At 68.4% G+C, this 20,865-nt stretch carries 14 protein-coding genes and 1 pseudogene; 12 read left to right on the forward strand and 3 right to left on the reverse strand.

The features are described from left to right. The first annotated feature begins 10 nt into the window (after positions 1 to 10). The 10 genes and pseudogenes from EV140_RS11355 to EV140_RS11400 form a co-directional block, all read left to right on the forward strand. Positions 11 to 1,786, forward strand: coding sequence for an ABC transporter ATP-binding protein (locus EV140_RS11355; protein ID WP_241971439.1), 1,776 nt, complete (start codon positions 11 to 13; stop codon positions 1,784 to 1,786). After that, positions 1,783 to 2,862 (forward strand): glycosyltransferase family A protein, encoded by a 1,080-nt coding sequence (locus EV140_RS11360; protein ID WP_130284023.1) that lies wholly within the window; start codon positions 1,783 to 1,785, stop codon positions 2,860 to 2,862. The genes EV140_RS11355 and EV140_RS11360 overlap by 4 nt, the downstream gene beginning before the upstream one ends. Beyond that, complete coding sequence (locus tag EV140_RS11365; protein ID WP_130284025.1) at positions 2,859 to 4,064, forward strand: glycosyltransferase family protein; 1,206 nt, start codon at positions 2,859 to 2,861, stop codon at positions 4,062 to 4,064. The genes EV140_RS11360 and EV140_RS11365 overlap by 4 nt, the downstream gene beginning before the upstream one ends. Then, positions 4,061 to 5,194, forward strand: coding sequence for a glycosyltransferase family protein (locus EV140_RS11370; protein WP_130284027.1), 1,134 nt, complete (start codon positions 4,061 to 4,063; stop codon positions 5,192 to 5,194). The genes EV140_RS11365 and EV140_RS11370 overlap by 4 nt, the downstream gene beginning before the upstream one ends. Further along, positions 5,191 to 6,330, forward strand: a complete 1,140-nt coding sequence (locus EV140_RS11375; RefSeq protein ID WP_130284029.1) for a glycosyltransferase family protein — start codon at positions 5,191 to 5,193, stop codon at positions 6,328 to 6,330. The genes EV140_RS11370 and EV140_RS11375 overlap by 4 nt, the downstream gene beginning before the upstream one ends. Then, a complete protein-coding gene (locus EV140_RS11380) occupies positions 6,327 to 7,451 on the forward strand; it encodes a glycosyltransferase family 2 protein (RefSeq protein ID WP_157985651.1) in 1,125 nt (374 codons plus the stop codon). The genes EV140_RS11375 and EV140_RS11380 overlap by 4 nt, the downstream gene beginning before the upstream one ends. Then, a complete protein-coding gene (locus tag EV140_RS11385; RefSeq protein WP_130284033.1) occupies positions 7,448 to 8,644 on the forward strand; it encodes a glycosyltransferase in 1,197 nt (398 codons plus the stop codon). The genes EV140_RS11380 and EV140_RS11385 overlap by 4 nt, the downstream gene beginning before the upstream one ends. Positions 8,645 to 8,757: 113 nt before the next feature. Next, positions 8,758 to 10,482, forward strand: a complete 1,725-nt coding sequence (locus EV140_RS11390; RefSeq protein ID WP_130284035.1) for a cell wall-binding repeat-containing protein — start codon at positions 8,758 to 8,760, stop codon at positions 10,480 to 10,482. 9 nt (positions 10,483 to 10,491) lie between these two features. Next, positions 10,492 to 12,792, forward strand: a complete 2,301-nt coding sequence (locus tag EV140_RS11395; RefSeq protein ID WP_130284037.1) for a cell wall-binding repeat-containing protein — start codon at positions 10,492 to 10,494, stop codon at positions 12,790 to 12,792. A 34-nt stretch (positions 12,793 to 12,826) separates the two neighbouring features. Beyond that, positions 12,827 to 13,756 (forward strand): annotated as a pseudogene (locus EV140_RS11400) (NAD-dependent epimerase/dehydratase family protein); the annotation flags it as partial. Here EV140_RS11400 and EV140_RS11405 read toward each other — a convergent pair. The 3 genes from EV140_RS11405 to EV140_RS11415 are packed head-to-tail and all read right to left on the reverse strand — an operon-like array spanning position 13,733 to position 17,546. Further along, positions 13,733 to 15,007, reverse strand: coding sequence for an O-antigen ligase family protein (locus EV140_RS11405; protein WP_130284041.1), 1,275 nt, complete (start codon positions 15,005 to 15,007; stop codon positions 13,733 to 13,735). The pseudogene EV140_RS11400 and the gene EV140_RS11405 overlap by 24 nt on opposite strands. Further along, the gene (locus EV140_RS11410; RefSeq protein WP_130284043.1) at positions 15,004 to 16,332 is read right to left on the reverse strand and encodes an O-antigen ligase family protein; all 1,329 of its coding nucleotides are present in this window, start codon (positions 16,330 to 16,332) and stop codon (positions 15,004 to 15,006) included. The genes EV140_RS11405 and EV140_RS11410 overlap by 4 nt, the downstream gene beginning before the upstream one ends. 35 nt (positions 16,333 to 16,367) lie before the next feature. Next, positions 16,368 to 17,546: an acyl-CoA dehydrogenase family protein gene (locus EV140_RS11415; RefSeq protein WP_130284045.1), complete on the reverse strand. Its 1,179-nt coding sequence runs from the start codon at positions 17,544 to 17,546 to the stop codon at positions 16,368 to 16,370. A gap of 118 nt (positions 17,547 to 17,664) precedes the next feature. On the opposite strand from EV140_RS11415, the gene manA reads away from it, so the two are divergent. Both manA and EV140_RS11425 read left to right on the forward strand, forming a co-directional pair. Beyond that, positions 17,665 to 18,804, forward strand: a complete 1,140-nt coding sequence (manA, locus tag EV140_RS11420; RefSeq protein WP_130284047.1) for a mannose-6-phosphate isomerase, class I — start codon at positions 17,665 to 17,667, stop codon at positions 18,802 to 18,804. Positions 18,805 to 18,844: 40 nt separating this feature from the next. Then, positions 18,845 to 20,854, forward strand: a complete 2,010-nt coding sequence (locus EV140_RS11425) for a cell wall-binding repeat-containing protein (RefSeq protein WP_130284049.1) — start codon at positions 18,845 to 18,847, stop codon at positions 20,852 to 20,854. Positions 20,855 to 20,865 lie beyond the last annotated feature (11 nt).

Consider the following 20,865-nt stretch of genomic DNA (forward strand, 5'->3'; position numbering starts at 1 on the left):
CGTGAAGCTGATGTACACGACGCTGCGGCGCATCATGCCGCTCCTGCCCGACCGGGCGCGTGCGTTCCTCATCACCTACACGGTCATCACCTCCGGACTCGCCGTCCTCGATATCGGTGCACTCGCACTGCTCGCACTGTCGCTCACCTCGATGGTCGCCGGCGAGCCGGTGACCCTGCCGCTGGTCGGCGAGGTGCCGCCGAGCGGGTATGTGTGGATCCTGCTTGTCGTGTCGGGGCTCATCATTCTGAAGTCGTTCCTGTCGATCGTGCTGCAGTGGCGAGCCACGAGGCGGTTCGCCGCCTTCGAGCTCGAGATCGGCGACCGCCTCTTCGACGCGTACATTCGAGCCCCGTGGACCGAACGGCTGAAGCGCAACACCGCTCAACTCGTACGGCTCGCCGACGTCGGCATCGCCAACGTCACCGCGGGGTTTCTCATCCCGATCTCGACGCTGCCGAGTCTCATCACCACCTTCGTCGCGGTGCTGATCGTGCTCGTCATCGCCCAGCCCGTCACCGCGGCGATCACGATCGGCTATCTCGGCCTCATCGCCGCGCTGCTCTACTACGTCGTGTCACGTCGTGCCGTGCAGGCCGGCCGGGTCAACCGCGACTACTCGTTCAAGGTCGCGACCCTGATGACCGACATGGTTTCGGCGTTGAAGGAGATCACCCTCGCCGGCAAGGCCCCCGAGGTCGCGAAGGTCGTCCATGACAATCGCATTCACACCACCCGCGCCCGGGCCAACATCAGCTTCCTGGGCATGGTGCCCCGCTTCGTGCTCGATGCCGCGCTCGTCGGCGGATTTCTGCTCGTGGGGGGTGTGGCCTACGCCACCGGCGGCGCGGCTGATGCCTTTGCGGCGGTCGCGCTGTTCGGCGTCGCCGGCTTCCGCATGATCCCCTCGCTGACCGGATTCCAGTCGATTGTCTCCACAACGCACGCCAATGTGCCCCAGGTCGACGCCGTCGTGCGTGACATCACGGAGGCCCGTGACTACGTCGCGAACGCTGAGACGATCGGCCGTGAGCCCCTGGTCGCCGAGCCCTCCGAATTGCGACTCACCGACGTCAGCTTCACCTACCCCGGGTCTGACGCACCGGCTCTGCGCGACGTCAGCCTCAGCATCCCGATGGGGTCAACGGTGGGAATCGTGGGGGCGTCGGGCGCGGGCAAGTCGACCCTCGTCGACCTGATCCTCGGCCTGCTCGTGCCGTCCAGCGGTGAGGCGCGTGTGGGCGAGCAGGATCTGCGAGACGTCATGGCCGCCTGGCGGTCACGCGTCGGCTATGTGCCGCAGGACGTGGCCCTGTTCGACGGCACCATCGCGCAGAACGTCGCGCTCACCTGGTCGGGCGAGCTCGACGAAGCGCGCATCGAGACCGCGCTTCGACGCGCGCAGCTGTGGAGCACCGTTGAGGCCCGGCCGGGCGGCATGCACGCTCGCGTCGGAGACCGCGGAATGGCTCTCTCGGGTGGGCAACGTCAGCGGCTCGGTATCGCCCGTGCCCTCTACGACGACCCACTCGTTCTCGTCATGGACGAGGCCACCAGCGCGCTCGACACGAAAACCGAATCCGACGTCGCGCAGGCCATTCGTGCGCTCCGCGGCGACGTCACCGTCGTCGCGGTCGCCCACCGGCTCAGCACGATTCGCGACAGCGACCAGGTCGTGTTCATGGCGGACGGCCGCGTCGAGGCGAGGGGCACGTTCGCCGAGCTGATCGCGGCCGTGCCCGACTTCGCGGTGCAAGCGCAACTCGCCGGGTTTGCCACCGAATGACCGACGAACCGCTTCTCGACATCGTCGTCGCCGTGCACACCGCCCAGCGACCCGTGGAGCGGGCGGTAGGTTCAGCGCTCGCCGACACCGGGCTCCCCGTGCGGGTGACCGTGGTCGCCCACGGCATCGCGACGGAATCGCTGAGGCCACGTCTCGCCAGCATCTCCGACGAGCGACTGCGTGTCATCGAGCACCACGACGGCATCGCGAGCCCCGCGGGGCCCATGAACGCCGGGATGCTCGCGGCAACCGCGCGCTACGTGACCGTCATCGGCTCCGACGACCACTACGAAGCGGGCGCCCTCCAGGCCGCCCTGTCGCGGACGACGGAGGGCGCCGAGGTGGTGATCCTGCCGATCCGACGGGACGATGGTGGGCGCGTGTCGACCCCGTTGCCGCGGTGGCGACACACCCGCCGATTGCACCCGGCGCGCGATCGCCTCTTCACGCGCACGGCCCCACTCGCCGTCGTCAGCCGGGAACTCATGCTCGCCGACGGCGCGCCATTCACCGAAGGGCTTTCCAGCGGCGAAGACCTCGCGATCAGCACGCGCCTCTGGGCCGGCGGCGCGCGAATCGACTACGACGCTGCCGCGCCGGCCTATGTGATCGGCGCCGACGCGCCCGACCGGGTGACCGCCGCACTGCGGTCGCTCGGGGACGAATTGCGGGCAGTGGAACTCGTCCTCGGCGACCCCGCGGTGCGTGCCTACCCGCGAGCAGTGCGCCGGTCGCTCGCCGTGAAGATCGCCCGCGTGCACGTGATCGGGGCGGTCGCCCGACGGCACGGGGCCGAGCCGACGACGGGGGAGCGAACCGTTCTCGCTCGACTCGCTCGCGAACTGTCGCACGTCGCGCCGGGGTATGCGGCGGCACTGTCGCGGGCAGAGAGCGGCGTGATCGAGGCGCTCGCCCACGATCTTCCGTGGATCGACGTGGTCGACCGCGACCGCGAGCGCGACGAGGGGTCGTGGCGCACCCGCGTGTTGCCGACCCGCCTCGTCGACAGCCTGCGCACCGACGCGGTGCTGCGCCGTTTCATGCGCTACCGCCTCGAGCCGGGAGGCGGTCGATGACGCTGGTGGGGCGCGCGAGTGCGATCATCCCCGACCCAGTGCTGGCCGCACTCCTGCCAGAGGGGCGTCGGTTCGACCCCGGCGCCCTCCCTCCACGGCTCGAACTCGACTCGACGGCGGTCACCCGCATCGCCATCGGCGCCGAGAACGCCGCGGGGCAGGGCGCCGCGTGGGCTGAGAGCCTGCGTCGCCACGCGCCCGGGGTCAGCGCCCGGTCTTTCGCGGTCGACCGGGGAGCTGCTTTCGGACACGAGGTCGATCTCGCGATCCCCGCTCCGGTCTTTGCGTGGTCCGCTCGGTGGCAGAAACGTCACCGCCGACAGGTGCTCGACGAGGCTACTCACGTCCTGATCGAGGGCGGGCGACCGATCTTCGCCGGCGGGATCCGCGGAGACGTTGTCGACGACGCCCGGCGCGTCCGCCGCGCGGGCGCCCACCTCGCCTACGTGTGGCACGGCAGCGATGTTCGCGACCCCGACGCACACGCAGCCCGAAGCGCTGAGTCGCCATTCGCCACCGGCGCCGTCGGCCCATCGTTGCACCGCGCTTTGCGTGCCCGCGTCGACGCCTCGGCACGGTTGCGCGGTGCGGTGCCGGCACCGTCGCTCGTCTCGACTCCTGACCTGTTGCTTGACATCCCCGACGCGCGCTGGCTTCCCCTCGTCGTCGACGTCGAGGCGTGGCGCGGTGACGGTGCCCCGTTCTCTCGCGACCGGCGCCCCGTCGTCATGCACGCGCCCAGCCGCGCCGCACTGAAGGGGTCGGCCGTGATCGATCGCGTGCTCGGCCAACTCGCCGACGACGGCGTGATCGACTACCGGCGCGTGTCCGGCATGAGCCACGGTGCGCTGCCCGCGATCGTCGCCGAGGTCGATGTGGTCGTCGATCAAGTCGGCCTCGGTCTCTACGGTGTCCTCGCCTGTGAGGCAATGGCGGCGGGCCGCGTCGTGGTGGGCGACCCGAGCCAGCAGGTCCGTGACGTCGTGCGCAACGAGACCGGATTCGAGTTGCCAATCAGCGTGACAAGCGCCGCAGAGCTGGAGCGCAGCATCCGTTCGATGTGTGCCGATCCGGCGGTCGCGCGTGAGCGCGCCGCGGCCGGTCCCGCCTTTGTGCGGGCGGTACATGACGGGCGCCGAGCCGCCGCCACGCTCGCCGACGCGCTCGGCCTCGAGCCCCCATCGAGCAGGATGGACGCGTGACCCGCCCGCTCATCGTCATCATCGCGTTCTCGCCGATCGTGACGGATGCGCGTGTGCTGAAGCAGGTGCGTCTCGCGGCGCGCCTCGGCGACGTCGTGACCTGTGGCTACGGGCCAGCGCCTGACGACGTCGTCGCGCACCACCGGATCCCCGACGGCGCTGGGCTATACCCGCTCAACCCGCGGCTGCTCGTGCTGCGGCAGCGGCGACGCGCGCTCCGCAACGCGCCCGCTATGCGGTGGGCGCGCGCCGCACTGGCGGCCCAACGCGCCGACGCCGTCATCGTCAACGACCTCGACGCGGTACCGCTCGCGCTCGCGCTCTTCCCCGCCGAACGGGTGCATGCCGACCTGCACGAGTACACGCCGGGCTTGCTGACGCACGACTCCGGCTGGCGCCGGTACCTGGCGCCCCTGTATCGCAGCATCGCCCGCCGCGAGCTTGCTCGCGTGGGGTCGGTGACGACGGTCGCGCCGATCATCCGCGAGGCCTACGCCACCTTCAGTGGACGCGACGACATCGACGTGGTGATCAACGCCACCCCCTACGCCGAGCGTCAGCCGACACCCGTTTTGTCGCCCATCCGGCTCGTGCACAGCGGGGTCGCCCAGCGAGGCCGCCACCTCGACCTGATGATCGACGCCGTCGCCCGCACGTCGACCGAGGTCACGCTCGACCTCTATCTGATGCCAAACGATCCCGCCTACCTCGACGAGCTGCGCGAGCGGGCACGGGCCGTTGCCGGCGTGACCGTGCACCCCGCCGTCCCGTACGCCGAACTCGGCGACACTCTCGCGAGGGGCGACGTCGGGGTGTTCGTGCTGCCACCGACCACGCAGAACTTCGAGTGGGCGCTCCCCAACAAGCTCTTCGACTTCGTCCAGGCGCGCCTCGGCGTCATCATCGGCCCGTCGAGCCAGATGCAGCACTATGTCGAGCGTTACGCGCTCGGTGTCGTTACCGCCGCCCCGACGGTCGACGCCCTCGTCGATGCCCTCGACGCCCTCACCCCCGAGACGGTCGCGTCGTGGAAGGCCGCCGCTGACCGCGCTGCCCACGAGCTCTCGGCCGAGGCCGCCGAAGAACCGTGGACGCGCGCGCTCACCGCCCGCATCGGAGTGTCCGCATGACACGTCCCCGCCTCCTGATCGCGTCCCTGTCGCCGCTCGTCGGCGACGCCCGCGTGCTCAAGCAGATCGAGCGGTTCCGCGGCGACTACGAGGTCGTGACGCTCGGCTACGGCGAGGCTCCCGAGGGAGTCAGTGTTCATCTGCGCGTGCCCGACGACGCGCCAGCGTGGCGCTGGCCCCGTCTCGCACTGATTCTGCGCCAGTACCGCCGCGCCTATTGGACCAACCCCGCCGTCGCCGCCGCGACATCCCTGCTCGAGACGTCCGGCGTATCCATCGATCTGGCGATCGCCAACGACGTTGACACGGTGCCGTTGGTCATGCGGTTCGTCGACCCGCGCCGCGTGCACGTCGACCTGCACGAGTACGCGCCTCGGCAGCGCGAGGAGCTGCCGCGGTGGCGGCTGTTCGTGGCGCCCTTCGTGCGGTGGATCCTCCGCAGCGCTGTTGCGCGCGCCGCCTCCACCAGCACCGTGTCGAGTGGGCTCGCGCGTGCCTACCGAACTGAATTCGGCCTGTCGCCGACCGTTGTAACGAATGCAACTCCCTACCGCGACGGCTCCCCGACACCGGTTGCTGACCCCATCCGCCTCGTGCACAGCGGTGCGGCCCTGCCCAACCGCGCGCTCGAGCTCATGATCGACGCGGTGGAATCGACCACGACCGACGTCACACTCGACCTCTTCCTCACCGCCAACGACCCGGCGTACCTCGAGACGTTGCGTGAGCGCTGCGCCGGCACCGCCCGCTGCCGACTCAACAACCCCGTGCCGTATGCCGCGCTCATCGACACCATCGCGCAGTACGACGTTGGCGTGTTCGTCTTGCCTCCAACCACACTCAACTACCGCTGGGCGCTACCCAACAAGCTGTTCGACTACGTGCAGGCGCGGCTCGGCATCATCGTCGGGCCCTCGCCAGAGATGTCGGCCATCGTCGATGAGCGCGGCCTCGGCATCGTCTGCGGCGACTTCACCGCCGACTCGCTGAAGCGCGCGCTCGACGGCCTCTCCTCTGAGCGGGTCAGCGAGTTCAAGGCTGCCGCCCACCGCGCGGCGGCCCCCCTCTCGGCGGCACTCGAGGTCGAGAAGTGGGCCGCAGCCGTCGCCGCGTTGCCGCAGCGGGGTGCGCCGTGAGTGCGGCGCACGACGACCACCAGGTCGACCTCGTCGTCGCGGTGCACACGACGACGCGGCCGATCGACCGCGCGGTGCGATCGGCGCTCGCCGCGTCCGAACGCACGCGCGTGACGGTCGTATGTCACGACATCAGCCCCGACGAGATCGCGACCGTGCTGGCGGAGTTGTCCGAGCATCCGCGCGTTCGCCTGGTGGAACACCGTGACGGTGTCCCCAGCCCGTCTGGCCCGTTCAATGCGGGCCTCGACGCGGCGACCGCGCCGTGGGTCGCGATCATGGGCAGCGACGACGAACTCGAACCGGGGGTTATCGACGACTGGCTCGCCCGCGCTGCCGAAACGGATGCCGACGTTGTGCTGCCCACGATCGTGCGTCGGGGTGCGCGTGACCGCATCGTCGCGACGCCCCCGAGCCGGTTGGGGCGCGACGACCGGCTCGACGGTGTCGCCGATCGGCTCGCCTACCGCAGCGCTCCACTCGGTCTGCTGCGACGCGATGCCATCGGAACAGTGCGCTTCGGCAGCGGGATCGCGACCGGCGAAGACGTGCTGGTCAGCGCTCGCCTCTTCTTCTCTGAGCTGCACGTGACCCGGCATCGCGGCGCGGCCTACCTGGTGCACGATGACGCGGGCGACCGGGTGACGCTTGCCCCCCGCACTGTGGATGCTGCGCTCGCCTTCATCGACGACGTCATCGACAGCAGGTGGTTCCGTAGCCAGCCGCTCGCCGTCCGCCGATCGATCGTCGTGAAGACCCTGCGAGTCAACGTGCTGGGACAGTTTGCGGTGCGCCCACACGCCGACGATTGGCCCGACACCGAGCGGCAGGCCCTGCACGACGTCATCGTCGCGCTGGAGGCGTCGGCGCCCGGTGCGCTCGACCGACTGTCGCGCGCCGATCGCGACCTCTTCGACGCACTTGATCCGGCGAGCGGTGCGAGCGTCGACCGGGTTCTGCAGCTCGCGACCCGCCGAGGCCATTACGGCACCCCGGCGACCCTTGCCCCCCGGCGTCTCAGGCTTGTATTCGACACGGAAGCCCCGGCACGCATGATGCTCGCGTCATGGCTCACCGTGCGCCGCGACCGCCGGGCGCGCCGTCGACGGGCGGTCTCATGAGCGTGGTGAGACGGCTGCGCGGAGCGCTGCGAGCGGCGGTCGACCGGCTGCCCGAGCCGCTCGCCGTGCGCCTGCGCCCACGCCGCTATCGGTACGAGCTCGCTGACGCACCCGCCCCGCCCCCGCGACTGGACGCCCCGACCCGTGTCGTGGTCGGAGCAACCAACTACGCCGCCCAGGGGTACCTGCTGGCGCGTGCGCTGGATCAGCTCGATGGCGTCGCGGCCATCAATGTTCACCAGCTTCCCGCCGGTGACACGTTCGGCTTCCCCGCCGACATTGCGGTGAGCGGCGACATCGTGCGCTTGTCGAGCCGCTGGCGACGCCGCCAATTCTCGGCGATCGCCGAGCGCTACAGCCACGCCATCCTTGAGTCGGGCAGACCCCTCTTCGGCACGCTCTTCGACCTCGACGTGGCGCGCGAGATCGCGGCGCTGCGCGAGCGAGGCGTACGCGTCGCGCATCTCGCGCACGGAAGCGATCTGCGCAGCCCGCGCATCCATCGCGAATACAGTCGCTTCTCGCCGTTTCACGACGACGACTGGGATGCTCGCGACGCGCTGCAGGAGGGCGCCGACCGCTACGCGCGCCTCATCGCTGCGACGGGCGGTCCCGTCTTCGTAACGACGCCCGACCTGCTGCGCGACCACGCCGACGCGCAGTGGATGCCGGTCATGGTCGACCCTGCTCGGTGGGCGGCCACCGAGCCGCCGCTTGAGCGACCGCGGCCCGTGGTGCTGCACGCCCCCACAAGCCCGCGCATCAAGGGAACGCCCCTCATCGAGCCCACCCTCGAGCGGATGCACGCGGCCGGCCTCATCGACTACCGTCCCGTTTCCGGGGTGCCCGCCTCCGACATGCCCGCCCTCGTTCGCTCAGCCGACATTGTGATCGACCAAGTGCGGCTCGGCATTTACTCGGTCGCTGCCGTCGAAGCGATGGCGGCCGGCCGAGTCGTCATCGCTCGCCTCGACGACGATGTCGTCTCCCGTGTCGAGATGCTCGCGGGCGAGCGTCCGCCTCTCTTGTCCATCGAGCCCGATGACCTCGAGGCGCGGCTCAGCTCCCTCGTGAGCGACCGCGACGACGCCCGCGAGCTCGCTGCAGCCGGCCCCGCGTTCGCGCGACGCGTCCACGACGGAACCTTGTCAGCGAGGGTTGTTTCGGCCGCGTTTCTTGCCTCGGCTTCATAACGCCATTCGAACAACGAACGCCACTCCGGCCACTTCAGCCCCATCCGACGCACATTCGGGTTACCCTGACACAGTCGCGCGCCGGGGGGCGCGACGATTTGGGGGGAATCACTATGGGCTCGCTAGGCCGCATCGTCGCCGTAGCCGCCAGCGCTTTGCTGGTCGGCACACTCATCGTCGCGGCAGAAAAGCCTGACGCTGCAGATGCACTGAACGCCTCTGACTTCGACCCCGGATACATCATTAGCGACGAGCTCTTCTACGACGGCGCCGCCATGACCGAGGCGCAGATTCAGCAGTTCCTCGACCAGCGGATCGGGACCTGTCTCAATACCAACTGCCTGAACGTCTATCGCCAGACGACGAGAGATATGCCCGTCACCGAGCGGTGTACTCAGGGTTACAAGGGCGCCGAGAACGAGCGAGCCTCGCGCATCATCTTCAAGGTGCAGCAGTCGTGCAACATCAGCGCGAAAGTCATTCTGGTCACGCTGCAGAAGGAACAAAGTCTCGTGACCATGCGGAACCCTACGGCGTTCCGCGTTAGCCGCGCGATGGGCTACGGGTGCCCGGATATTGCTGACCGTCCTGGATGGTGCGACCCAGCCTTTGACGGCTTCTTCAATCAGGTGATCAACGCGGCCGCACAGTTCCAGCGGTATCGACTGCACCCGAACTCCTTCGGGCACCGCATTGGCACTCAGCAGGTCTTGTACAACCCCAATCGCAGTTGTGGTTCGCGATCCGTCACCATTCGGAATGCAGCGACCGCCGGACTTTACAACTACACGCCCTACACTCCGAACCAGGCAGCGATGTCTAACCTGCGCGGTGTCGGCGACTCTTGCTCCTCGTATGGCAACCGCAACTTCTGGCGCTTCTACTCGGAATGGTTCGGCTCACCGACGGGCACGGTGTCGCCTGCCGCGACGACGACCCGCCTGTACGGCGCGGATCGCTACGTCACGAGCATCCAGATTTCGAAGGATTCGTACCCGACGGGCGCGCCCACCGTGTACGTCGCCGTCGGTTCGTCGTTCCCTGACGGTCTGGCCGCGGCGCCCGCTGCCGCCCGCGCCGGAGGGCCGCTTCTTCTCACGCCATCGACGGGACTGCCGTCCAACGTCCGAGACGAGATTCGGCGACTCGCGCCTGAGCGGATCGTTATTGTGGGTGGCACGGGCGTGATCCCGACGGCTATCGCCGACCAGCTGCGTGCCCTCGCACTGTCGGTTCGACGAGACTCGGGAGCCGACCGCTACGAGACCGCGAACGCGATCGCCCGCGCCGGTTTCCCCGAGGGGGCAAGTATTGCGTTCGTCGCCAGCGGTGCCAACTTCCCCGACGCATTGGCTGCGTCGGCGGCAGCGGGCGCTCTCGGGGGCCCGATCGTTCTCGTGCCGCCGGGGTCGAGTTCGATGCCCCAGCCGACGCGTGAACTGTTGCGCGACCTGGGGGTGCGGACGGTCATCCTGGTGGGCGGAAGCGGAGTGCTGCCCGGCGGCTCCTTCGTCGACTCGATTCGCTCCGTGAGCACGGTCAACTCCGTCCAGCGCCAGGGTGGCGCGGATCGCTACGCGACAGCCGCGGCCATCAACGCGTACGCGTTCCCCACCACGACGAGTGCGTATATCGCGAGCGGAACCAACTTCCCCGACGCCCTGTCCGCTGCCGCGGCTGCAGGAGCGCGCGGGGCAGCGCTCCACCTGAGTCCGGGCACCTGCCTGCCGGGTGCGTCCGCCGGCCACCTCGCGTCGGCCGGGGTGATGCAGGTGACCATCGTGGGCGGGCCGACCATCATCGGCAATCCGCCTCAGTCACTGCAGCCCTGTCGCTAAGGTTTGTTCATGACACGTCGAGGTGGGTGGACGTTTCGACATGCCGCTACCGCGGCGTGTGCTGCGATCACCGGCGTCATCCTGGTCGTATCCGACCTCACCTTCCTCCCAGCGCAGGCAGTCTCGCCCGACGAATCCATAGCTGTTGATGTGCCGCCTGAGTTGGCAGCGGCAGTCGAACGCGACCTCGACATCAGCCTTCAGTCGTTCCTGGAGCTGTCCGAACAGGCCCGAGTTGTCGCTGACGCACTCGACAATCTCGAGAACTCGGTTGACGTCCGTGGTGCAGAGCTGCGCGACGGAGAAGTCATCGTCTACATCGAGGACGACAGGGACGCCAAGACCGTCACAGAGCTGGGATTTGTCGCTGAGGTCGGCGAACCGGACGTGCCCGACTACTCGGACCAGATCTTTCTTCCCGCAAATGACCTGCGCGGTGGATTGCCCTACTTCTTCCCGGGCGAAGGCCCAGAGGGTTTCCGCTGCTCCGTCGGTTTTCCTGGCGTTGCCACAGCCACCGGAGCGCCGCAGTTCTTGACCGCTGGCCACTGCGAGGGCGACCTCTCGGGGACGCGCTCGATCATGACCGCGGTCTCTCCCGGCAACTTCCGCACGCCGTTCGTCAACGTCGGTGAGCCGGTACCGAACTCTCACGTGACCGGGGGAAACGGCCCGGCGGGCGGATGGGATCACGGCCTTGTGGGTGTTACGCGCTCGGGCTGGACATCACGACCGGAGGTCGCTACCTGGGGCGGCGGGCAGGGCAGCCCGTTGTCGTCTGCGCCGGTCATCGTGCGCGATGCGACTCGAGCGGTCGTGGGTGCACCGATCTGCAAGTCGGGTGGCACAACAGGCTGGACCTGCGGCACCATCACGGCCGTCAACCAGAACCTGCTCGTCGGCAACGCTGACGACCCGGCCGCCTACCGCGTGAACGGCATTGTCGCCTCCATTTGCGTGCTCGGTGGAGACAGCGGCGGCGCCGCCCTGACGGGCACGACAGCGATCGGTGTTACGTCGGCCAGCAATTCGCAGGGCGGATGCACATCGGGCAGTCTCGGAGTGTTCGCCCCGCTCTACGCGTCGAGCGGGGCGAGCGCCGAGACGCTGTACCAGGGCGCGTGGGAGCCGTCGATCGGCATTGCGACCCCGCTCGTGACCACGCCATCGACGACGGGAAGCTTCACCGGTTCCACCATGCGCGGCGCCCTGCAGCACGGCGGCCCGCGGCACCGTATTCAGGTGACATTCAACGGCTCGGTGACGCGCACCGCGACCGTGGCGTCAAACGGATCGTGGGAGGTATCGATACCGAATCTCCCGAACGGCGTCACCTCTTACAGTGTGCGTGCTCGATGGGGAGAGCGCTCAGTTTCCGCGGCCCGCACCGGCAGTTGGTGGAATTTCAGCACGGCACGGCTCGCCGGTCCTGACCGTTTCGCGACGGCCGTCGAGATCTCCCGCGCCGCCTTCCCGTCCGGGGCTCCCGTTGTGGTAGTCGCAAACGGACTCAGCTTCCCCGACGCGTTGAGCGCCGGGCCAGCCGCCGTGCAATTGGGCGGGCCGGTCCTGCTGGTGGGGCCCACGAGCATCCCCTCGGTCGTTCGCGCTGAGCTCAACCGGCTGCGCCCGCAGCGCATCATCGTCGTCGGCGGAACAGGCGTCGTGTCTGGAGCGGTTGCCACGGAACTGAGGTCCTTCGCGTCGTCCCGGTCGGTGACCAGGCTGGGCGGCGCCGACCGTTACGCAACCTCACGAGCGATCGCCGAGTTTGCCTTCCCGCGCGCGTCGGAGGCCTACATTGCTACAGGCGCTGGGTTCGCCGACGCGCTGTCAGCCGGCGCCGCTGGGGCTAACCGGGCGGCACCGGTCGTGCTCGTGCCGGGCACTGCGTCAAGCGTCGATTCCGCGACGCGCGCTCTGCTCACCCGCATGCGTGTGTCGCAGATCTACGTCGCCGGCGGCACGGGGGTCGTCTCGGGGGGAGTGGTGACCTCGTTGCGCACGGTTGCCTCCGTGACGCGTCTTGCTGGTGCTGACCGCTTCGCAACATCACTGGCGATCAACCAGCAAGCGGTCCGCGGCAGCGCGAACGATGCGCTTGTCACCTACGGCCTGAATTTTCCTGACGCGCTCGCCGGCAGTGTGTTGGCCGGTGTGCGTGGTGCCCCCATGTACATCGCCCCCACGACGTGCGTGCCGCGCGACATAATCACGCACATGCGCTCTCTCAGTGTTGGCCGCGTCACGCTGCTCGGCGGTACGGGCGTCCTGTCCAGCGATGTGGGACGCCTCCGCCCCTGCGCCTAGGCTTCTGGGGTGAGCGTTCTTTTCCGGTGGGTCCGGGTACATCGGGGCGCACATTGTGCGGCAGCTTCGCGAACGCGGAGATGCGCCCGTCGTCGTCGATGATTTCGAGACCGGTCGTCGGGATCGCATTGCGGGCATCCCCAGTTTCGACGGAGACCTGGCGGAACCAGGGGCGACCCGTGTGTTGCGCAGTGTCGTTGCTGATCACGGCGTGATCGCGATCGTTCACCTCGCGGCGCGGAAGCAGGCCGGTGCCTCGGTGCAGCACCCGCTCTCGTATAACCGCGCCAACACGCGCGGCCTCGTGGCGGTGCTCGAGGCCGCACGAGATGGTGATGTGCGCGACCTGGTCTTCTCGTCTTCAGCTACCGTCTATGGCGAGGCCACCGCGGACGTCGACGAAGACGCGCCCCTCGCGCCGGCGAACCCGTACGGCCGCACGAACCTGATCGGTGAGTGGCTCGTGGCAGCTGCGGCACGCGCTCATGGCCTTCGCGCGGTGAGTTTGCGCTACTTCAACGTTGCGGGATCGCAGTGGCCTGACCTCGCGGATACCGCACGCCTCAACCTCATTCCCATGGTGCTCGGGCGCTTGCGCGACGGGCAACCCGCGCGGATCTTCGGCGACGACTACGACACGCCAGACGGCACCTGCATCCGCGATTTCGTCCACGTGGCCGACGTGGCAGACGCGCACCTCGCGATACTGGATGCGCTTCCCCGGCAACGCGAGCCGCATCGCGTTTTCAACGCCGGCACCGGGGTGGGAACAAGCGTCCGTGAAATCGTTGACGGATTGCGCGCGCGGCTCCCCGGAAGTCCGCCTGCGATCGTTCTTCCACGCAGAGAGGGTGACCCGCCGAGGGTCGTCGGAAACACGGCAGCGATCAGGCGTGCCCTGGGTTGGCGCGCCCGACACTCGATCAACGATGTCCTCGATTCAGCCGTCGCGCGGGGCGAGTAACTGTCGCCAGGACCTGTTACGAGAGGCGGCCATAACGCTCAACACGAGCAACAGAAGTCCCAGCTCGAAGAGAAGATAGCTCTCAGTGACGCTCGTTGTGATGAGAAGCACCAGCACGAGAGCCGGCCACACATACACTGTGCTCTTGCGCTGCGATGCCACAAGCCACGCCCGCACGACGGCGAGCGCGAGAACTCCGCCGAGTACGACAGCGCCGATGACTCCGAGCTGCAACACGGTGTCGACATAGGCGTTGAGCGCCGATGGCGGGCGCTCGCCGAACGCGTCACGCACCGCGGCGAATGGAAATAGTTCGGGACGCCATGGACCTACCCAGCCGAAGCCTTCGAGCACGCGAGGCTCGACGAGGTCTTGAATCTGTGCCCACACACTGGTGCGCGACTGCACGTCGATGGCGGCGTCGGCGATTCCCACAAGTCGACCGCGGAAGGCCCACCCGATCGCGATGCCAACCACCGCGGTGATGAGCAGAGCTGCCAGGGTGCGTCTGCGGGCGCGGGCCGGCTGGCGGCGTACCACTACGAGGATGAGGCCGGCGATCAGCACAGCCGCGAGCACGAACCAGCTCACAGGGGAACGAGCGAACAGCAGGCTGAGGCAGGCAAGAGCGAGCCCATACGTCGCAACACCGCTCGACACCGAACGAGTGCGGTATTCGATCCAGAACGTGATGATGGCCAGCGCCGCCACGAAGGCGAGGGCGTTCCGCGTTCCCGCGATGCCCTGTATCGGACCACCGGCGGCGAGGTTGCCCGCGATTCCGAGGAAGGTGATCGGAGCATCCAATAGAGCACCGGAGAGGATCTCGAGCGCGATGCCCACGGTCAGCACGCCCCGCAGAACGTTTCCGACGCTGCGGACCAATTGAATCGCATCGCGAACGAGGGCGATGTATACCCCCATGACGCCGAAACACAGTGCGTAAGCGACGCCCTGCACGGTGGCACCCGGATACGCGCTCCACAGCGTGCTGACCGCCATCACGCTGAACAGCCCAATGAGGGAAATCGGCAGGGTGCCGCGCCACTCGATGCGTTCCGGCTGGGCGGTCAGCGAGGCAAGTCCGAGCGCCACGAGGCCCACCACTACTGCGAGGTATCCAGGCCAGCCGAGAAGCGCGCGCAACACGCTCCCGGCCACCGCACTGATCAGCATCGCTTCGGTGAGGGCCTGGCTGAATCGGGGCGAGCCGATGACGGCCCGAATCACGGTTGCGCGGGGTGGGTTCATGGCGATGCCCGGCCGGGCGCGCCCACCGAAACCCGCGGCGACGGAGCGATCGGCGGAAGCCCCGCCCGCATCGAGGCGACGGCAAAGAAGGTGAAGAGCACGAGCCCTCCCTCGACGAGCATTCGGGACTCGGCGAAGCTCTGCACAACGAGCAGAGTCATGATGAGGGCCGGCAGCAGCCGAAGGGCGGGCGTGTGGGCCAGTTCGCCTTCTGCGGGATCGGTTGACCACGACGCGCAGCGCAACACCGCCGTCACGACCACGACGGTAAAGAGGGCGAGCCCGACCACGCCGAGTTGCATTGCGACGTCGAGCCACGCGCTGTGCGCCTGCAGGTAGGTAACGCCGTTGATGACGGCGAGGTCGCTGTATGGCTCAACCCACGGCGCCCAGTAGCTCACCCAGCCCCACCCGAACGCTGGGCGCTCGGCCCACAAGCCGATGACGGACTCCCAAATGTCGAGCCGATTGGTGAGGTCGCTACTGCGGCCAAGGAGTTCGAGAAGCGGTTCGCGCAGGGCGATGGCGGTGCCCGTGCCGACGACGCCGATTCCGACGGAGCCGGTGTACAGCATCCGTCGCCGTCGCCGGTCGAGGCGTCGGGCGAGCATGATCACGCCGAGAGTGAAGGCGCAGCCCGCCAGCGCGATGGTGATCGTTGCCGACTGGGTCAGAAGCAGAGTGAGACCGGCGGCGCCCACCCAGAACCACGCGGTCACCACGGGCACTCGGCGGTCGACCAGTTGGATCGCGAACACAATCAGGCCGAGCGCGGCCGCGGTCGCCAACAGGTTCGCGTTGCCCACCATGCCTTGGATGCGGCCGCCGTCGAACACCTCGAAGAGTTCGGCGCGCGACCAGTAGAAGGCGCGAGGAATCGGGGGCGTGTAGTCGACCCACAGGGGCAGGACGGGCCCGCGCACGATTGCCGCGACGACGAACTCGAACACCAGCGAGAGCCCGATGATCCAGCGAATGGCGACACCGAGCGCGCGCAGCAGCTGCTCAAGCGAGACGGTTGCGGCCATGATGACGCCGACGAACACGGTGGCGACGGTTGTCGACACGGCGAGCAGGGTCGTCAGCGGGTATGCCGACCAGATCGTCGACAATGCGGCAACCAGGATGAACGCGGCGAGCGCGATCGGAATCCGTCGCGGATTAACGCGCGTCTTGATCGCGAGCGCAATCCACCCGGCCAGCAAAACCGCGACGACAATTCCCCAGCCCCACCAGCTCAGCAGGTACCGCCAGAAGTCGCCGGCAAGCAGGGTGAAAAGGGTCAGGGCGGTGAGTGCGACACGACTTTCTCGCACCCAATTCATGGGCTCAAGCCTATCGGCGGAGTGGGGTGTGTCCGTCAGACGAAGGCGCTGACCCCCGTGATGGCGCGGCCCACGATGAGGCTGTTCATTTCGCGGGTGCCCTCGTAGCTATACAGGGCCTCGGCATCGGCGAAGAAGCGGGCGACGTCGTAGTCGAGCACGATGCCGTTGCCGCCGAGCACCTCGCGGCACAGCGCGACAACCTCTCGCATCGACGTCGTCGCGAACGCCTTCGCCATCGACGCGTGTTCGTCGCGCTGCTCGCCGGCATCGAGCATCTGCGAGACGCGCACGCACAGGGCAATCGACGCCGTGATCTTGCCGAGGCAGCGGGCGAGCAGGTCTTGCACCAGCTGGTGGTGCGCGATCGGCTTTCCGAACTGGTGGCGCTCCTTCGTGTACGCGACGGCGGCCTCGTAGGCGCCGATCGCGGTGCCGACGGCGGCCCAGGCCACCTCGGCGCGGGTGAGGCGCAGAACACTGGCGGTGTTCTTGAACGACTCGGCCTTTTCGAGCTTCAGGCTGTTCGGCACGCGAACGTCGGTGAGGGTGATGTCGGCGTTCTGCACGATGCGGAGCGCCTGCTTGCGCTCGATCTTCGTCGCGACGTAGCCGGGGGTGTCGGTCGGCACAATGAAGCCCTTGACCTGCCCGTCCTCCGTGCTCTTCGCCCAGATGATCGTGATGTCGCTGAAGGTCGCGTTGCCGATCCAGCGCTTCTGGCCGTTCAGCACCCAGCCGTCGCCGTCGGGGGTCGCCGTCGTGCGCAGACCCTGGGCGCTGTCGCTCCCCGACAGGGGCTCGGTCAAGCCGAACGCTCCGATGATCTCGCCGCTGCGCAGGCGCGGCAGCCACTCAGAGCGCTGCTCGTCTGAACCGCAGATCCCGATCGACCCCATCGCGAGGCCGTTCTGCACGCCGACGTAGGTGGCGATGCTGGCGTCGATGCGCGCGAGCTCGAGGGCCGTCCAGCCGCCGTACAGCGCCGAGTAGTCGCCGGTGCGGGTCTCGTCCCACAGTTCGCCGAACGTCGGGTGCTTGTGCAGCACATCGATGATCTCGCGCGGAAACTCCGCCTTCTCCCATGCGTCGTTCACGAGCGGCTTGAGGTGGTGCTCGATGTCCGCACGCAAGGCGGCCAGGGCGTGCTTCTCGTGGTCGCGCAGTTGCGCCTCGAAACCGTAGAAGTCACTGATGAGGGGCTCGAAAGTCATGGCCCCACTATGGCGGGCCGCGACCGTGAAGCGGCGGGCTTTTGTGGCCAGGGGGCACCTCGAGTGCGAGCACGAGCATCCGTCGTTGTCGGCTGTCCACCGTGACTAGGCTCGACGCGTGATCGTCCGCATTGCCAATACGCCGCGCGACTACGCGTGGGGGTCGACGACGGCCATCGCCGAACTCCTGGGCACCGCACCCTCGGGCGGCCCCGAAGCCGAGTACTGGCTCGGTGATCACCCGGCCTCACCGGCCGTCGTCGTTGATCGGCCCGCGGTCGGGCGAACCCTCGCTGAGGTCACCGCCAGCCTTCCCGGCGGTCGACTTCCCTTCCTCATGAAGGTGCTCGCGGCGGCCGAGCCGCTGAGCCTCCAGGCCCACCCCACGCCCGCGCAGGCCGTCGAGGGTTTCACGCGCGAGAACCAGGAGGGGATCGCGCTGGACGACCCGCGGCGCTCCTACAAGGACGACCGCCACAAGCCCGAACTGATCTACGCGCTCAGCGACCCGTTCATCGCGCTGAGCGGCTTTCGGCCGGTCGTCGACACGCGCAGCGAACTCGCGGCGATCGATGACCCGTGCGTTCTCGACCTGCTCGACCGACTGGGGGGCGACGGGGCCCTCGCCGACACCGTTGCGTGGATGCTCAGCGGCGCCCCCGAGATCGATCGCCTCGTCTCGGCGCTCACGAACAGAGCGGGAGTCGCGCACCCGGACGATCCTCACGGCACGTGGGCCACCGTGCGGCGCCTCGCCGCGCATTACCCGGGCGACCCCGGAATTGCCATCTCGACCCTGATGAACACCGTTGTCCTCCGCCCCGGTGAGGCGTTGTACCTGCCGGCAGGCAATCTGCACTCCTACCAGGAGGGCCTCGGCATCGAGGTGATGGCGGCGAGCGACAACGTGATCCGCGGAGGACTGACGCCGAAGCACGTCGATGTCGCCGAGCTGCTCAGCGTGCTGGACGCTCGACCGCTCCCCGCGCCCCGACTTGAGCCACACGTTACCCAACCGGGCTTCAGCGTGTTCCGACCCGACGTGCCCGACTTCGCCCTCACCGTCGTCGAGGGGGAGGCGCTCGGCGACGGCGTCCTGATCGGGGGAGAGGGGCCGAGCATCCTGCTCTGTCTCGACGGCCAGGTCAGCGTCGACGGGCAGCAGACCGTGACGCGAGGCGACGCGCTGTACCTTTCTGCGGGGCCGTACGAGGTCGGCGGATCAGGCAAGGTCGTCGTCGCGAGCGTGAACGACTAACGCCACGCGCGGGTGTGTGAATGTCCCGCAGGCTCGCCGGGTGACCGCTAGCCTGAGCGCGCCGGAGGGGGTGGCTATGCAGCAACCGGCGCGATTACGCAGGACCGCGATCGCGGTCGTGCTCCTTGCCGCGCTCGTCGCCGTGATCGCAGTCAACCCGGCGGCTCCCGCCGCTGCTGCCAGCGTCGACCGGCTTCACGGCGCAGACCGCTACGCGACGGCTGCCGCGATTTCGCAACAGGCATACCCGTCCGGGGCTCCGATCGTCTTCCTCGCCACGGGCGCCGGATTCGCCGATGCGTTGTCCGCCGCGCCCGCCGCTTCGGTGCAGGGCGGGCCGCTCCTTCTCACCGCGACCCGCACGTTGCCTGCCGCCACGGCGAATGAGATTCGCCGGCTCACGCCGCAGCGCGTCGTAATCGTCGGGGGCACGGGTGTTGTGACCGGAGACGTCGTCACCGCGCTTCGCGGGCTCGGCGTGAGCGTCGAGCGCGTGTCCGGGGCCGACCGGTACGCGACATCACGCGCGATCGTCGAGCGCTACTTCACGGGCACCGAAACGGCGTGGGTGGCCACCGGAGCGAATTTCTCCGACGCCCTTGCCGCATCCGCCGCTGCGGGCTCGGTGGGTGGTCCCGTCCTCCTCGTCAATGGGCTCGCGTCGTCGCTGGACGCCGCAACACGCACGACGCTGAACCGCGTGGGGGCGACAACGGTGCGCATCGCCGGAGGTACCGGAGTCGTGAGCGCCGGCATCGAGAACGGTCTCCGCGCTCGCGGAGGTGACGTCATGCGGCTCGCCGGAGATGACCGCTACGGCACTGCCGTCGCGATCAATGAGCACGCGTTCCCGGCGGCCGAGCGTGTCTTCGTCGCGACGGGCATCGACTTCCCTGACGCGCTTGCGGGGGCAGCATTCGCCGGTCGAGTCGGTGCGCCGCTGTATTCGTCGGTGCCCACCTGCCTTCCCCCCGCGGTGCGTGACGACATCGTCAGTCGGCTGGGTGCGTCGCGCGTCACGCTGTTGGGCGGCTCCGCCGTGCTCGGCGGCTCTGTCGGCTCGCTTGCGGCGTGCACGTCGAACGCGGATGCTCGTGCCGCGTCGCAGGCCGAGTTGACCAACAAGATCACCAACCGGCTCTCGAGCCTCCCCGGAACGTACTCCGTCAGCGTGCGGCAGACGACCGGGGTCCACGCCGTGGTCAACGTGCGCGGCGCCACCATGCAAGAGCCGGCGAGCGTCATGAAGCTGTTCGCCGTATACGCGGTGTTGAAGCGTGTCGATCAGGGTCGATTGTCGATGACGACCCCGACACGCTCCGGCGTGAACGTGCGCGACTGCATCCGCGTCACCATCCACATTTCGGACAACCTGTGCCACTGGGATCTCGTCGCCCTCATCGGCGAGCAGAACCTGAACAACTTCTTCGCCGCAGAAGGCTTCTCACGCACCGTGTACGCCGGCCGCGGCGCCGATGGGCGGCAGTGGACGAGCAAGCACACGACGACCGGTGACGTCGCACTTCTGCTGGCGCGACTGCACAACGGAAACCTGCTGAGTGCCGCGTCGACCCGCTTCTTCATCGACCAACTCGAGACGCAACTCTGGCGCGACCGCATTCCGCACGGAGCCCCCGCCGGTATTCCCATCGCGAACAAGACCGGCCAGCTGCACGTCTCCACGGGCATGATCGAAGCGGACGCGGGGATCGTCATCGGATCGCGCCACACGCACACGATCGCTGTCATCGGCAGTCGCAACGCGACGGCGGCGGGGATCGCCGCCATCGCCCGCGTCGTGTACGAGCACTTCAACGGCGCATTCGGCGCGGCAGCGAGCTACACGAAGCTCAACCTCGTGACGACCGCGACGGTCACCGCATACAGCGGCCCGGGTTCCGGCACGACGCGCACGGTTGCATCGGGCACCCGCGTTCACGCCGACTACTCATCGCGGCTCTGGTACCGCGTCATCCTCGGCGGCACCACCGTCGTGTACATCCACTCGTCGAACCTGGCGAACTGGGTGAGCTACCCCCGACGATGGTGACGGCGCCGCTG

Source organism: Microcella alkaliphila, assembly GCF_004216855.1.
In the GTDB taxonomy this organism is placed as follows: Bacteria; Actinomycetota; Actinomycetes; order Actinomycetales; family Microbacteriaceae; genus Microcella; species Microcella alkaliphila.

What these genes read in the sequence shown, in the direction of transcription:
- EV140_RS11405 (WP_130284041.1), bottom strand. Translation starts at nt 15,007, where the DNA reads ATGAACCCACCCCGCGCAACCGTGATTCGGGCCGTCATCGGCTCGCCC.
- EV140_RS11410 (WP_130284043.1), bottom strand. Translation starts at nt 16,332, where the DNA reads ATGAATTGGGTGCGAGAAAGTCGTGTCGCACTCACCGCCCTGACCCTT.
- EV140_RS11365 (WP_130284025.1), top strand. Translation starts at nt 2,859, where the DNA reads ATGACGCTGGTGGGGCGCGCGAGTGCGATCATCCCCGACCCAGTGCTG.
- EV140_RS11415 (WP_130284045.1), bottom strand. Translation starts at nt 17,546, where the DNA reads ATGACTTTCGAGCCCCTCATCAGTGACTTCTACGGTTTCGAGGCGCAA.
- EV140_RS11375 (WP_130284029.1), top strand. Translation starts at nt 5,191, where the DNA reads ATGACACGTCCCCGCCTCCTGATCGCGTCCCTGTCGCCGCTCGTCGGC.
- EV140_RS11390 (WP_130284035.1), top strand. Translation starts at nt 8,758, where the DNA reads ATGGGCTCGCTAGGCCGCATCGTCGCCGTAGCCGCCAGCGCTTTGCTG.
- EV140_RS11355 (WP_241971439.1), top strand. Translation starts at nt 11, where the DNA reads ATGTACACGACGCTGCGGCGCATCATGCCGCTCCTGCCCGACCGGGCG.
- EV140_RS11385 (WP_130284033.1), top strand. Translation starts at nt 7,448, where the DNA reads ATGAGCGTGGTGAGACGGCTGCGCGGAGCGCTGCGAGCGGCGGTCGAC.
- EV140_RS11395 (WP_130284037.1), top strand. Translation starts at nt 10,492, where the DNA reads ATGACACGTCGAGGTGGGTGGACGTTTCGACATGCCGCTACCGCGGCG.
- EV140_RS11360 (WP_130284023.1), top strand. Translation starts at nt 1,783, where the DNA reads ATGACCGACGAACCGCTTCTCGACATCGTCGTCGCCGTGCACACCGCC.